A 12,621-nucleotide genomic window follows, 5' to 3' on the forward strand; every position below is an offset into this window, starting at 1 on the left:
ATGACCCACCTCCGAAGGTTAGGCTTACCTAAGCAGCACGGTAGACCATGCGCGCCCCCGCGTCCACCGCACCGCCGTTCTGCCCGCCCGGACCGGTCAGCGGGTCTGCTCCAGCCAGGAGGCGTGCAGCAGGCCGTAGACCGAGCCCGGGTCACGGATCAGCTCCTCGTGCGGCCCGCGCTGCACGATCCGCCCCCGGTCCACCACGATCACCTCGTCGGCGGCCTCGGCGGTGGAGAGCCGGTGGGCGATCGCGAGGGTGGTCCGGCCCCGGGTCACCGCGTCCAGGGTGCGCTGCAGGCGCACCTCGGTCGCCGGGTCCACCGCGCTGGTCGCCTCGTCGAGCACCAGCAGGTCGGGGTCCGCCACGTACGCCCGCGCCAGCGCCACGAGCTGCCGCTCGCCCACGCTCAGCGCCTCGCCCCGCTCGCCGACCGGGGTGTCCAGCCCGGCCGGCAGCCCGGCCAGCCAGTCGGCCAGCCCCAGCTCGGTGAACGCGGCCGTCAGCTCCGCGTCGGTCAGCTCCGGCCGGGCGAAGCGGACGTTCTGCCCGACGGTGGCGTCGAACAGGAAGCCGTCCTGCGGCACCATCACCACCCGGGAGCGCAGCGAGGCGAACCGCACCTCGGTCAGCGGCACGCCGGAGAGCAGCACCGTCCCGGCGGTCGGATCCATCAGGCGGGTGAGCAGCTTCGCGAACGTGGTCTTGCCGCTGCCGGTCTCGCCCACCACGGCGACCCGGCTCTTCGCCGCGATGTCCAGGGTCACGTCGTGCAGCACCGGCGGCCCGCCCGGATAGGCGAAGCCGACCCCGGCGAAGCGGATGTCCAGCGGCCCCGCCGGGAGGTCCCGCCCCTGCTCGCCGGGGTCGGCCACGTCCGGGGCGACGTCGAGCACGTCGAGCACCCGCCGCCAGCCGGCGATGGCGTTCTGCGCCTCGTTGAGCACCTCGGTGGCGATCTGCACCGGCTGGATGAACAGGGTCACCAGGAACAGGAACGCGGTGAGCTGCCCGATCGACAGGGTGCCGTCCACGCCGAGCAGCACCCCGAGCACCACGACGCCGGCCAGCGCCAGCCCGGCCGCCAGCTCCCCCACGGAGCTGCCCAGGATGCTGATCCGGATGGCCCGCTGCTGGGCCCGCCGCTGCCCCTCGATCGCCGCGTCGAGCCGCCGGGCGGTCCGCCCGGAGATCCCGTACGCCCGGATCACCGGCGCGCCGACGACGCTCTCGCCGATCGTGCCGAGCAGGGTGCCCATCCGCTGCCGGACCACCCCGTACGCCCCGGCGAGGCGGCGCTGGAGCTGCCGGATCACCAGCACCGCCGGCGCGAACGCGGCGAGCACCACGAGGGTCAACTGCCAGGAGTACGCGAGCATGACCGCCGTCGTCACCGCGAGCTGGCCGAGGTTGACGATCAGGATCACCCCGCCCCACTGGAGGAACTGGGTGATCTGGTCGACGTCGCTGGTGACCCGGGAGACCAGCGAGCCGCGCCGCTCGGACTGCTGGTGCAGCATCGACAGGTCGTGCACGTGCCGGAACGCCCGGGTGCGCACGTTGGCCAGGGCCGTCTCGCTGACCGTGAACAGCCGGCGCATCATCAGGTAGCCGCAGGTGGTGGTCACCACCAGCACGGCGGCGGTCGCCGCGACGACGGTCCACACCACGCCCAGGTCGAGACCGCCGACGATGCCCTCGTCGATGCCCTGCTGCACGGCCACCGGGACGGCGACCCGGCCCACCATGTAGACCAGCGCCAGCGCGAGGGTGCCGGCCAGGCCGGTGCGCAGCTCGGGCGAGAGGGCCAGGCCCCGCCGCAGCGTGCGCCAGGTGCTCTCCGCCGGTTGCTCGGCCTCCACCACACTCACCGGTCCACCTCGACTTCCAGGCCGGAGGTCAGCGCCGTGACCTCGTCGTACGGGCGGGGCTGCGGCTCGCCGTCGACCTCGGCCTGCTCGTAGGCGGTGACCAGGTCGGCGTAGCCGGAGACGGTGGCGAGCAGCTCGGCGTGGGTGCCCCGGGCGACCACCCGGCCCTGCTCCAGGTAGATCACCTCGTCGGCGAGGGCGATGGTGGCCCGCCGGTAGGCCACCACGAGGATCGAGGCGGCGGGGCCGCCGGCGGCCGGCGCGCGCAGCCCGGCGAGGATGGCCGCCTCGACCCGCGGGTCGACCGCGCTGGTGGCGTCGTCGAGGACCAGCAGCCGGGGCCGCCCGGCGAGGGCCCGGGCCAGGGTGAGCCGCTGCCGCTGCCCGCCGGAGAGCGAGGTGCCCCGCTCGCCGACCATGGTGTCGAGCCCCTCGGGCAGCGCGGCGACGAAGCCGTCGGCCTCGGCGAGCCGCAACGCGGCCCAGACGTCGTCGTCGGTGACGCCGGGCCGGTCCAGCGCGACGTTCGCTCGGACGGTGTCGTCGAAGACGAACGGCACCTGGGCGACCAGGGCGGCGGTGCCGGCCAGCGAGGCGGCGGTGAGCCGGCGGACGTCCACGCCGTCGAGGCTGACCGTGCCGGACTGCGGGTCGACCAGCCGCACGGCCAGCGCGGCGACGGTGGACTTGCCCGAGCCGGTGGGCCCGACCAGGGCCACGGTCTTGCCGGCCGGCACGGTGAAGGTGACCTCGCCGAGCACCTCGGCGCCGGGCAGGTGCGCCTCGGCAGGCTCGTAGGCGAAGCCGACGTCGGCGAAGGCGAGCGTGGCCGGCGTCGGATCGGCCGGGTCGAGCGTGACGTCGCCGTACGGCATCTCGCCGGTGGCGTCGAGCACCCGGCGCACCCGGTCCCAGCCGGCGACGCTGCGCGGCAGCTCGGCCAGCACCCAGCCGATGGCCCGCACCGGGAAGGCCAGCACGGTGAACAGGAAGGCCACGCTGACCAGCTCGGTCACGGTGATGGCGCCCTGCCGGAGGCGGAACGCGCCGACCACCAGCACGGCGAGGGTGCCGAGGCTGGGCAGGGTCTCCAGCATCGGGTCGAAGACGCCGCGCAGCCGGCCGACGGAGATCAGCGCGTCGCGCAGCTCGCCGGCCCGGGCGGCGAACCGGGCGGTCTCCTGCGCCTCGCGGCCCATGGTCTTGACCACCAGCGCGCCGTCGAAGCTCTCGTGGGCGATGCCGCTGACCTCGGCGCGCAGCCGCTGGGCGCGCGCCTGGCGGGGCGCCATGCGACGGGAGTAGACCACGTTGAGGGCGAACAGGGCGGGGAAGACCGCGAGCCCGACCAGGGCCAGCGCCCAGTCGGTGACGAACAGCGAGGCGATCGCGCCGACCAGCATGACCACGGTGCCGACGGCGAAGGGCAGCGGGGCGATCGGGTACCAGGCGGCCTCGACGTCGGAGTTGGCGTTGGACAGCAGGGTGCCGGTGGCGTTGCGCTGGTGCCAGGACAGCGGCAGGTCCAGGTAGCGGCGGGTCACCTGCCGGCGGTAGGCGGCCTGGAGCCGGAACTGCATGTAGCCCGCGCCGAGGCGGCGGCCGAAGATGCCGACCACCCGCAGCACGCTGATGCCGAACAGCGCGCCGGCGGCGAGGGCGAGGGCCGCGACGCCCACCGACCCGCGCGCGATCGCCGGCACCACGACGTCGCCGACCACCGCCCCGACGACGTACGCGCTGGCGATCACCAGCAGGCCGAACAGCACGCTGCCGCTGACCGCCACCGCGAAGATCCGGGGCTGCTCCCGGATCGCCCGGCCGAGCACGGACAGCCCCCTGCGGAGCACGTCCCGACTTGTCCTGCTGGTCACGCTCTCCCCCGCCGTAAGTTGCAAGTATCTCCCTCATCCTTACCGGACGGGTCGAGCCACGCTGTCCCGGAACGGGTATGTCGGCGGTCACGTCGAGGGCCGTCCCCGCCACGGCGGGGCCGACGGCGGCGGACCGGCCTACGATCGGGCCATGCCGCGGTACGCCCGGTCGGAGCGCGAGGCGCTGGCCGACCTCATGCAGAACCTGGGTCCGGACGCGCCGACCGTCAACGAGGGCTGGTCGGTGCGGGACCTCGCCGCCCACCTCGTCGTGCGGGAGCGGCGGCCGGACGCCGCCGCAGGGATCGCGCTGCCGGCGCTGCGCGGGTACGCCGAACGGGTGCGCCTGCGGGCCGCGGCGCGGCCCTTCGACGAGTTGGTGGCGCTGGTGCGCCGGCCGCCGCTGTGGAGCCCGCTGAGCAATCCCCTCACCGACGAGCTGGTCAACACCATGGAGTTCTACGTCCACCACGAGGACGTCCGGCGGGCCCGGGCGGGGTGGGGCCCGCGCGACCTGCCGGCCGGGCTGGACGCCGTGCTGTGGCGGCGGGCCTCGGTGCTGGGCCGGCTGGCGTTGCGCCGCTTCCCGGCCGACCTGCTGGTGCAGGCGCCCGGGCACGGCGCGCTGTCGGCGGGGCGGGGCGGGCCGCGGGTCCGCGTGGTCGGCGCGCCGGGCGAGCTGGCGATCTTCCTCACCGGCCGGCAGCGGGTCTCGCGGGTGCAGGTGGAGGGGCCGGCGGCGGTGGTGGACCGGCTCCGGGCCGCCCAGCTCGGCATCTGACCCCCTGCCTGGGAACGGTCACCCGGCGACACGGGCAGAACTTCGGCCGAGCTATGAATATCTATTCACCTGGCGTACCCTCGGCCGGTCGCCCCACCCGGGGTGGCCCGATGCGGCAGGGGGTGACATGCGGAGCTTCGCGGTCTCCGCCCTGGACGAGCCACCGTTCCCCCCGCGCCGGCACGCCGACACCGACCTGGCCGCCGCGCAGAGCCTGGACTGGGCACGGGCGTTCGGCCTGATCACCAACGGACGCCGGCTGCACCGGCTGCGGCACGCCGCCGCCGCCGAGCTGGCCGGGCGCACCTGCCCGGACGCGCCCGGGGACCGGCTGCGGCTGCTCACCGACCTGATCACCTGGCTGTTCGTCGTCGACGACACCTGCGACGACGACGGCCTCGGCGACGCGCCCGCCCGGCTCGCCCCGGTCGTCGCCGACCTGCTGGACGTGCTGGACCGGCACGGCTTCCCGGGCGTCGCCCCGGCCGGCGGCCCGCTGGGCGCGGCGCTGGACGACCTCTGCCGGCGGATCCGGGCCCACGGCCGCCCGCCGTTGCTGCTGCGCTTCGTCGGCCAGTTGCGCGACTACCTGCTGGCCCTGCTGTGGGAGGCGGCGAACCGGGAGCACGGCCGGGTGCCCGGGGTGGCCGAGTACGTCGCGCTGCGCCGGCACACCGGCGCGGTGCATCCCGCGTTCACCCTGACCGACCTCGCGTACGACGCGCCGCCGGAGGCGGACCGCCGCGTCGAGCCGGCGCTCGTCGACGTCGAGATCCTGGCGGCGGACCTGGTCTGCTGGTGCAACGACCTGTTCTCGTACGGCAAGGAGAACCGGGCGGGGCCGGACGCGCACAACCTGGTCAGCGCGATCGCGGCCGAGACCGGCCGGGGCGAGCCGGCGGCGCTGCGGGCGGCGGCCGACCGGTTCAACCGGGCCCTGGCGCGCTACGCCGAGCGGGAGGCGGCCCTGTGCGGCGTCGGCGACGACTCGGCGCTGCGCTCGTTCCTGGCGGCCCGCAGCAACTGGGTGCGGGCCACCTACGACTGGTCGCTGCGGGCCGCCCGGTACGCCTGACCCGCGCCAGGGCCCGGCGGGCCGGCGCGAGGACTAGCCGATGCGCGATGCAGGCAATACCCTTCGGTAACCGCAAACGACGTGACCCCCGTCACGCCTCCACCCCCCGAAGGCGGCTACAGCGATGTCTCTCGATGTACCGTACCGCTCCATCCCCGACATGTTCCTCAAGCGCGTGGCGGCCACCCCCGACCGCCCCGCGTTCGCCCACCCCGCCCCCGACGACTCCGGGCCGGTCTGGCTGACCTGGGCCCAGGTCGGGCAGCGGGCCCGGGCGGTCGCGGCGGGGCTGCACGGGCTCGGTGTCGGCCGCGAGGACCCGGTGGCGATCCTGTCGAGCACCCGGCTCGACTGGGTGATCGCCGACTTCGGCATCATGTGCGCGGGCAGCGCCACCACCACCGTCTACCCGACCACCGAGCCCGAGGACGCCACGTACATCGTCGCCGACTCCGGCTCGCGGGTGCTGTTCGCGGAGAACCCGGCCCAGGCCGCCAAGATCGCCGGCGCGACGCTGCCGGCGCTGACCCACGTGGTGCTCTTCGACGGCACGCCCGACCCGGCGGCGGCCGTGCCGCAGCTGACCCTCGCCGACCTGGAGGAGCGGGGCGCGCGGGCGCTCGCCGACGACCCGGAGCTGATCGAGCGCCTGATCGCCGACCTCGGGCCCGAGCACCTGGCCACCCTCATCTACACCTCCGGCACCACGGGCCGGCCCAAGGGGGTCGAGCTGCTGCACGGCGGCTGGTGCTGGGAGGGGGTCGCGCAGGCCGAGGTGGGGCTGCTGCGCGACGACGACCTCCAGTACCTGTGGCTGCCGCTGGCCCACTCGTTCGGCAAGACGCTGCTCTGCGGCGCGACCCACGTCGGCCTGCCGACCTACGTCGACGGCCGGGTCGAGAAGCTGGTCGAGCTGCTGGCCGTCGTGCGGCCGACGCTGATGTGCGGGGCCCCCCGGGTCTTCGAGAAGGTCTACAACAAGGCGGTCACCACCGCGCAGGACGCCGGCGGCGCGAAGGCGAAGATCTTCGCCTGGGGGGTGCGGGTCGGCAAGGAGAAGATCGCGCTGGAGCAGGCCGGGCGGCCCGTCCCCGCCGGGCTGCGGCTGCGGTACGCGCTGGCCGAGAAGCTGGTGTTCAGCAAGCTCCAGGCCCGCCTCGGCGGGCGGATCCGGGTGCTGGTCTCCGGCGCCGCGCCGCTGAGCAAGGAGATCGCGACCTTCTTCGCCGCCGCCAACCTGCCGATCTCCGAGGGGTACGGCCTCACCGAGACCAGCGCCGGCAACTTCGTCAACCCGCCCGGCGGCCTGCGCATCGGCACCGTCGGCCGGGCGATGGGCGACCTGGAGTGCCGCATCGACACCGACGGGGAGATTTTGGTCCGGGGCCGGCCGGTCATGCGGGGGTACCACCGCCTCCCCGAGGACACGGCCGCCGCGTTCACCGAGGACGGCTTCTTCCGCACCGGCGACATCGGCAGCCTCGACGACGACGGCTACCTGCGCATCACCGACCGGAAGAAGGACCTGGTCAAGACCTCCGGCGGCAAGTACGTCGCCCCCTCGCACATCGAGGGCATGTTCAAGGCGCTGTGCCCGTACACGTCGCAGGCGGTCGTCATCGGCCAGGCCCGCAACTACTGCACGATGCTGGTCAGCCTCGACCCGGACGCGATCCAAGGCTGGGCGGCCGGCGGCCCGCTGGAGGGGCGCAGCTACGCCGAGATCGCCGCCTCCGCCGAGGCCCGGGCCATGGTCGAGGAGTACGTCGCCCAGCTCAACGCCAAGCTCAACCGCTGGGAGACGATCAAGAAGGTGACCGTCCTGCCCCGCGACCTGACCATCGAGGACGGCGAGATGACCCCGTCCCTCAAGATCAAGCGCCGGGGCGTGGAGAGCAACTTCGCGGCCGAGATCGACCGGATGTACGAGGGCAGCCTCGCCGAGATCTGAGCCGGCGATCCGCCGGCGGCAGCGACCCACGGCGGCCTCGACCCGCCGGCGGCCGTGCCCCACCGTCCCGGGGCACGGCCGCCGGTCGCCCGGTCGCCACGCGAGGGAAGCGGTCGGGACTCACAGGTGCTCGGCGCGCCACCGGCTCGCCTCGGCCTCGGCCTCGGTCTGCTCCGCCAGCGCCAACTGGCGGATTCGGTGCCGGCGACGCCCCTCCCCCCGGGTCTCCACCACGACCAGCGCCACGCAGACCAGCCCCAGCAGCAGCAGCGCGTGCAGGGCCCCGATCCGGGCGGCCAGCGGCGCGAGCACGGCCAGCACCGCCACCGCGACCACCGGCGGCCAGCGCAGCACCCGCAGCACCCGCCCCCAGCAGGCCACGAGGCTGAGCAGATAGAGGCCGACCCCGCCGTAGAGGACGAGGATCCAGAACGCTCCCAACGGCGCGCCCCAGGCCGGCGAGGTCGGGTCCGCCGCCTCGACGAGCAGGTCCTTGATCCCGAGGGCGAAGAAGATCACCCCGGTGACGATCGGCAGGTGCAGGTACGTGTACGCGTCGCGGGCCAGCCGGGCCCGCGACGCCGGGTCGCGGGCCCGGTGCAGCGCCTGCTCGACGGCGAGCGCCAGGACGTCGAAGTACGCCCACCACAGCGACGCGGCGATCGTGATGCCGGTCACCGCGGCGACCACCACCGGCCAGGTCAGCGGCAGGCCGGTGACGAACTTCGAGCCCAGCCCCAGCGCGATGATCGACTCGCCGAGCGCGATCAGCACCATCAGGGCGTGCCGCTCCGCCCAGTGTCCCGCCGACACCACCACCCAGTACGCGCCGCCGAGGCGCGTCCCGGCCGCGTACTCCAGGGTCAGCGCGGCGGCCCAGAAGACCAGTTGCAGGGTCGTCGCCGTGCCGTCGTGGGTGATCCGCGGCGGCACCAGCGCGGCCGCGACGAGCAGGGCCGCCGCGACCACCGGCAGCCCGGACAGCAGCGCCCAGCGGCGCAGCCGGGCCGGGTCGCCGCGGGCCACCCAGCCGAAGACCGCGAGCTGCGAGGCGCGGACCAGGAAGTAGCAGCTGGCGAAGACCAGCGGGCCGTTCAGCCCGCCGGGCCGGTCCGTGAACGCGCCCGGCATGCTCAGGGCCAGCAGGAAGGTCGCGGCGACCGTGACGAAGCCGACCAGCGGCAGGACGCCCTGGTCGGCGCGGACCGCGTTGCCGAGCCCGGCGAAGCCCGTCCAGCACCACCACAGCAACCCCAGCACGAGCAGGCAGCGGCACAGGTTGACGGGGCTCGGGTAGTACACGGTCAGCGTGGTGACGTTGAGGAACGCGTAGACGAAGACCAGGTCGTAGAACAGCTCCAGCCGGGTGGTGCGCGAGCCGGGCGCGCCGGGCCGCACCCCGAGCGACCACCCCCCGCTGCCCACCCCCGCAGTCTCCCAACCGGGGGCCGCCGGGCGGCCGGGTTCGGCCGGATCGGTGTGCCGCGCGGCCGGCCGGGTCAGGCGATGACCGCCGGCTCCTGCCAACGCGGGCGGCCGGCGCGGTCCAGGTCGTAGCGGACCGCCGCGAGCCGGCCGACGGCCTCCGCCAGGTCCGCGGCGGGCAGCGTGAACGGCAGCCGCAGGAAGCGTTCGAGGGTGCCGTCCAGGCCGAACCGGGGGCCGGGCGCCAGCCGTACGCCGACCTCCTCGGCGGCGCGGGCCAGCGCGCTGGAGATCGGCCCGTCCAGCTCCACCCAGAGCGTCACCCCGCCGCGCGGCGGGGTGACCCGCCAGTCGGGCAGGCGGCGCGCGAGCGCGTCGGTCAGGGCGTCGCGCTGGGCGGCGAGCTGGGCGCGGCGGGCGGTCACGATGGCCGGCGCGTCGGCGAGCAGGTGGACCGCGACGAGCTGGTCGAGCACCGGGCTGGCCATGTCCACCCCGACCCGGGCGGCGGCGAGCCGCTGCACCTGCGGGGCGGACGCGCGGACCCAGCCGATGCGCAGGCCGCCCCAGTAGGGTTTGCTCATCCCGCCAATAGAGATCACCCGGGAGTGCCGGTCGAACGTGGCCACGGGCGGCGGCAGCTCGGTGCCGTCCAGCGGCAGGTCCACGAACGACTCGTCGATCACCAGGTCGGCGCCGGCGGCGTGGGCCGCGGCGACCACCCGTTCGCGCAGCTCGGCCGGCATCAGGTGCCCGGTCGGGTTCTGGAAGTCGGGGATCAGGTACGCCAGCTTCGGCCGCCCCTGGCGCAGGCTGCCCAGCAACAGGTCGGCGTCCCAGCCGGCGGCGTCGGCGGCCAGCCCGTGGGTGGCGATCCGGGCCCGGCGGCCGGCCAGGGCCGCGAGGGCGTTCGGGTACGTCGGCGACTCGACCAGGACGTTGCCCCCGGGGGCCAGGGCCAGCCGCAGCACCAGGTCCAGCGCGTGCTGGGTGCCGCTGGTGACCATGATCTGGTCGGGCGAGGTGGGCAGGCCCCGCGCCGTGTAGCCGGCGGCGACCGCCTCGCGCAGCTCGATGACGCCGGTCGGGTGGTAGCCGGCCCCGCCCAGGTAGCGGGGGAGGTCCTCGGCGGCGGCCCGGGCGGCGGGCAGCAGCTGCGGCGGGGCGGCGAGCGCGGCCACCCCGAGGTCGATCATGTCGCGGTCGTCCAGCGGGGTCCACAGGCCGGTGCTGGCGACCCGGTGGGTGCCCGGGAGCATCGTCCAGCTGCCCGCCCCCCGGCGGCTGGCCAGGTGGCCGCTCTCCCGCAACTGCCGGTACGCGGCGGTCACCGTGGTCCGGCTGATCCGCAGCGCCTCGGCCAGCTCCCGCTCGGCCGGCAGGCGTACCCCCAGGGGCAGGCGGCCGTCGGCGAGCAGGCCCCGCACGGCGCCCGCGAGCGCGGCGTAGTCCGGGCTGCGCCGGCGGCCCGGCAGCGCGTGCCACTGCCCGAGGAGCCGAGCCAATTGCGCCCCACGCACCTGACTCGTCATGCCACCCTCCCGATATTGGCTCTCCCCACCGCCTGATTGGCACCTAGGGTGGCATGCATGTTGGCAATTGGCAATCTGCGGCACCGGCCCGTCCGGCGGCTGGTCCAGCTCTACGCGGGGCTGGCCCTCTACGGCGTCAGCATGGCGCTGATGATCCGCTCCGGCCTCGGCCTCGACCCGTGGGACGTCTTCCACCAGGGCGTCGCCCGGCGGACCGGGCTGTCGTTCGGCACCGTCACCATCGCCGTCGGCGCGCTCGTGCTGCTGCTGTGGGTGCCGCTGCGGCAGCGCCCGGGCCTCGGCACGGTCAGCAACGTGGTGGTGATCGGCCTCGTGGTCGACGCCACCCTGGCCCTGCTGCCCAGCGGCGCCCCGCTGCCGGCGCGGGCGGCGCTGCTGGTCGCCGGGATCGTCGCCAACGGCGCCGCCACCGCCCTCTACCTGGGCGCGCGGCTCGGCCCGGGCCCCCGCGACGGCCTGATGACCGGGTACGTGGCGCGCCACCCCGGACGGTCGATCCGGCTGGTCCGCACCGTCATCGAGGTCACCGTGCTGGCCCTCGGCTGGCTGCTCGGCGGCACCGTCGGCGTCGGCACCGTCGCGTACGCCCTCGCCATCGGGCCGCTGGCCCAACTGTTCCTGCCCCTGTTCACCGTCGAGGCGCAGCCGGGCGGGGCGGGGCCGGTCGAGGTGAAGGTCGCCGGGCCACGTCCCGCCGGTCCGTGCCCGGGCGACCGCGCTGAGCTGCGGTGATGCCCCCACCGGAAAAGTGGGTGTTTCCTCCGGCGGCGACGCACGGCATCATTCCTGCATGGGGGAGAGCGGATGGCGCTGGACCGACGCCTGGATCTTCGTTTCGTTGGTGATCGCCAACGGTGCCGGCCGGCACCGCAGGTCGGCGTCCACCCGACGCCCCGAGGGCGTCCGGCTCGCTGACGTGCTCTCCACAGCCGACCACCTCAACCACGCCATCCCCGAGCGGCACGAGGTGGAGACCGCGGTCCGCCGGCTCGTCGGCGCCGGCCTGGTGAGCGTGACCGACGGCTGGTTCCGGCTCACCCCCGACGGGGAGCGGCTGTGGCGCTCCCGCCCGAGCGCCGGCCTGGCCACGGCCGTCGACACGGTGCAGGGCGTGCTGAGCCGGCGACACGCCCCGGGCAGCGCCGACTGGACGCTCCCCGAGGACGAGCACGCCGCCGCCGTGCAGGAATACGCCGTCCGCTCGATCCCGGCCCCGCGCCGCTCGCCGGAGGGCCACTCCGGGCGGCACTGAGCGCCCCCGCACGAGGGCCGGCGCGGGCGGGTCAGCGCACGGGGTGGCCCGAGCCGCGCAGGGCGGCCTTGACCTCGGCGACGGTCAGCTCGCCGAAGTGGAAGACGCTGGCGGCGAGCACCGCGTCGGCCCCGGCGGCGATGGCCGGCGGGAAGTGGGCCACCTCGCCCGCGCCGCCGCTGGCCACCACCGGCACGTCGACGACGGCCCGGACCGCGCCGATCAGCTCCAGGTCGAAGCCGGCCTTCGTGCCGTCGGCGTCCATCGAGTTGAGCAGGATCTCCCCCGCGCCCAGCTCGGCGACGCGCCGCGCCCACTCGACGGCGTCGAGCCCGGTGCCCCGGCGACCGCCGTGGGTGGTGACCTCGAAGCCGCTCGCGGTGACGCCAGCCGACGCCCGGCGCACGTCGAGGGAGAGCACCAGCACCTGCCGGCCGAACCGGTCGGCGATCTCGGCGATCAGCTCGGGGCGGGCGATGGCCGCGGTGTTCACCCCGACCTTGTCGGCGCCGGCCCGCAGCAGCGTGTCGACGTCGGCGACCTGCCGCACGCCGCCGCCGACGGTGAGCGGGATGAAGACCGACTCGGCGGTGCGCCGCACCACGTCGAGCATGGTGCCCCGGTCGCTGGAGGAGGCGGTCACGTCCAGGAAGGTCAACTCGTCCGCGCCCGCCCGGTCGTACGCCGCCGCCAGCTCCACCGGGTCGCCGGCGTCGCGCAGGTCGAGGAAGTTGACCCCCTTGACCACCCGCCCGGCGTCCACGTCGAGACACGGGATCACCCGCACCGCCACCGTCATGCCGCGAAGCCTATCGCCCCGGCCCGCCCGCCCCGCCGG

10 protein-coding genes are annotated in these 12,621 nt (G+C 75.3%); 5 read left to right on the forward strand and 5 right to left on the reverse strand.

What is annotated here, in order from left to right; genetic code table 11:
- Positions 1 to 96 precede the first annotated feature (96 nt).
- Both ACFYWL_RS17430 and ACFYWL_RS17435 read right to left on the reverse strand, forming a co-directional pair.
- Positions 97 to 1,872: an ABC transporter ATP-binding protein gene (locus ACFYWL_RS17430; RefSeq protein ID WP_386973581.1), complete on the reverse strand. Its 1,776-nt coding sequence runs from the start codon at positions 1,870 to 1,872 to the stop codon at positions 97 to 99.
- Positions 1,869 to 3,746 carry an ABC transporter ATP-binding protein gene (locus tag ACFYWL_RS17435; RefSeq protein ID WP_386973584.1) on the reverse strand — a complete coding sequence of 626 codons (1,878 nt, stop codon included), beginning with the start codon at positions 3,744 to 3,746 and terminating at the stop codon, positions 1,869 to 1,871. Before ACFYWL_RS17435 ends, ACFYWL_RS17430 begins: the two co-directional genes overlap by 4 nt.
- 151 nt (positions 3,747 to 3,897) lie before the next feature.
- Between ACFYWL_RS17435 and ACFYWL_RS17440 the strand changes: the two genes are divergently transcribed.
- From ACFYWL_RS17440 to ACFYWL_RS17450, 3 genes are all read left to right on the forward strand, one after another.
- Positions 3,898 to 4,527, forward strand: a complete 630-nt coding sequence (locus tag ACFYWL_RS17440; protein ID WP_386973586.1) for a TIGR03085 family metal-binding protein — start codon at positions 3,898 to 3,900, stop codon at positions 4,525 to 4,527.
- A 127-nt stretch (positions 4,528 to 4,654) separates the two neighbouring features.
- Complete coding sequence (locus ACFYWL_RS17445) at positions 4,655 to 5,602, forward strand: terpene synthase (RefSeq protein WP_386973589.1); 948 nt, start codon at positions 4,655 to 4,657, stop codon at positions 5,600 to 5,602.
- A 124-nt stretch (positions 5,603 to 5,726) separates the two neighbouring features.
- Positions 5,727 to 7,553 (forward strand): AMP-dependent synthetase/ligase, encoded by a 1,827-nt coding sequence (locus tag ACFYWL_RS17450; protein ID WP_386973592.1) that lies wholly within the window; start codon positions 5,727 to 5,729, stop codon positions 7,551 to 7,553.
- Positions 7,554 to 7,673: 120 nt separating this feature from the next.
- Here the strand turns inward: ACFYWL_RS17450 and ACFYWL_RS17455 are convergent, their stop codons facing one another.
- Together ACFYWL_RS17455 and ACFYWL_RS17460 are read right to left on the reverse strand one after the other, a co-directional pair.
- Positions 7,674 to 8,978, reverse strand: coding sequence for a low temperature requirement protein A (locus ACFYWL_RS17455; RefSeq protein WP_386973595.1), 1,305 nt, complete (start codon positions 8,976 to 8,978; stop codon positions 7,674 to 7,676).
- A gap of 74 nt (positions 8,979 to 9,052) precedes the next feature.
- On the reverse strand, positions 9,053 to 10,510 hold the full coding sequence (locus ACFYWL_RS17460; protein WP_386973597.1) for a PLP-dependent aminotransferase family protein: 1,458 nt from the start codon (positions 10,508 to 10,510) through the stop codon (positions 9,053 to 9,055).
- Between the two features lie 57 nt (positions 10,511 to 10,567).
- Between ACFYWL_RS17460 and ACFYWL_RS17465 the strand changes: the two genes are divergently transcribed.
- Positions 10,568 to 11,263: a YitT family protein gene (locus ACFYWL_RS17465; protein ID WP_386973600.1), complete on the forward strand. Its 696-nt coding sequence runs from the start codon at positions 10,568 to 10,570 to the stop codon at positions 11,261 to 11,263.
- A 58-nt stretch (positions 11,264 to 11,321) separates the two neighbouring features.
- Positions 11,322 to 11,783: a hypothetical protein gene (locus tag ACFYWL_RS17470; protein WP_386973603.1), complete on the forward strand. Its 462-nt coding sequence runs from the start codon at positions 11,322 to 11,324 to the stop codon at positions 11,781 to 11,783.
- A 31-nt stretch (positions 11,784 to 11,814) separates the two neighbouring features.
- Here the strand turns inward: ACFYWL_RS17470 and hisF are convergent, their stop codons facing one another.
- Positions 11,815 to 12,582 carry an imidazole glycerol phosphate synthase subunit HisF gene (gene hisF, locus ACFYWL_RS17475; protein WP_386973606.1) on the reverse strand — a complete coding sequence of 256 codons (768 nt, stop codon included), beginning with the start codon at positions 12,580 to 12,582 and terminating at the stop codon, positions 11,815 to 11,817.
- Between the last annotated feature and the right edge of the window lie 39 nt (positions 12,583 to 12,621).

This window comes from Micromonospora sp. NPDC002575, assembly GCF_042889525.1.
Taxonomy (GTDB): Bacteria; Actinomycetota; Actinomycetes; order Mycobacteriales; family Micromonosporaceae; genus Micromonospora; species Micromonospora carbonacea.

Coding starts and splice junctions, on each gene's coding strand:
- ACFYWL_RS17440 (WP_386973586.1), top strand. CDS start 3,898: ATGCCGCGGTACGCCCGGTCGGAGCGCGAGGCGCTGGCCGACCTCATG.
- ACFYWL_RS17445 (WP_386973589.1), top strand. CDS start 4,655: ATGCGGAGCTTCGCGGTCTCCGCCCTGGACGAGCCACCGTTCCCCCCG.
- ACFYWL_RS17450 (WP_386973592.1), top strand. CDS start 5,727: ATGTCTCTCGATGTACCGTACCGCTCCATCCCCGACATGTTCCTCAAG.
- ACFYWL_RS17460 (WP_386973597.1), bottom strand. CDS start 10,510: ATGACGAGTCAGGTGCGTGGGGCGCAATTGGCTCGGCTCCTCGGGCAG.
- ACFYWL_RS17465 (WP_386973600.1), top strand. CDS start 10,568: ATGTTGGCAATTGGCAATCTGCGGCACCGGCCCGTCCGGCGGCTGGTC.
- ACFYWL_RS17470 (WP_386973603.1), top strand. CDS start 11,322: ATGGGGGAGAGCGGATGGCGCTGGACCGACGCCTGGATCTTCGTTTCG.
- hisF (WP_386973606.1), bottom strand. CDS start 12,582: ATGACGGTGGCGGTGCGGGTGATCCCGTGTCTCGACGTGGACGCCGGG.